This window comes from Kocuria cellulosilytica (assembly GCF_040981245.1).
GTDB classification, from domain to species: Bacteria; Actinomycetota; Actinomycetes; order Actinomycetales; family Micrococcaceae; genus Kocuria; species Kocuria cellulosilytica.
The window spans coordinates 1-625 of sequence record NZ_JAVFWZ010000060.1 but is presented as its reverse complement, the minus strand read 5'-3'; the positions used below and the strand labels follow the sequence as shown (position 1 = coordinate 625).

Sequence of the window (625 nt, the reverse complement as noted above, 5' to 3'; positions counted from 1 at the left end):
AGCGGACACGACGGTGGTGCGCCAGGGGATGCGCTTCTACGCGGGACAGCCGCTGCGGGCGCGCACGGGGGAGCGGGTCGGCTCGCTGTGCATCATGGACACCGTGCCGCGGGCGTTCAGCGCGGACGAGCAGGAGGTCCTCGCCCAGCTCGGGCAGCTCGTCGAGCGGGAGCTGGCCGCCACCGGCGAGCTGGCGGCCGCCGGGGCCGCGCAGCGGGTGCTGCTCCCCGCGGGGGCCGTGGAGGTGCCCGGGTACGAGCTGGCCGGCCGGTGCACACCGGCCCGGCGGGCCGGCGGCAGCTACTTCGACTGGCGCGCCGAGGACGGGCGGGTGCAGCTCGAGGCCGCCGACGTCCTCGGCGCCGGGACCGCGTCCGCGGCGGTCGCCTCCGGTCTGCACGCGCTGCTGCGGGCCACGGGGCCGGGGCGCGCCCGGCGCCGGCCGGTCGAGCGCTCGGCGGTGGGGGCGCCGGCGGCCGCCGACGGCACCGGGGCCTTCGTCACGGCCTTCGCGGCGACGCTCGACGCGAGCAGCGGCACCATCGTCTACGTCCTGGCGGGGTACGGCGCGGCACTGGTCCTCGGCGCCGACGGCGGCGTGCGGCGGCTGGCCGGTTCCGGGCCG

At 80.0% G+C, this 625-nt stretch carries 1 protein-coding gene; it reads left to right on the top strand.

Annotated features, from left to right (window positions below):
- Positions 1-625 (top strand): PP2C family protein-serine/threonine phosphatase (locus tag RCG67_RS16970; protein ID WP_368827971.1); only part of this gene is annotated, 625 nt, incomplete at both ends.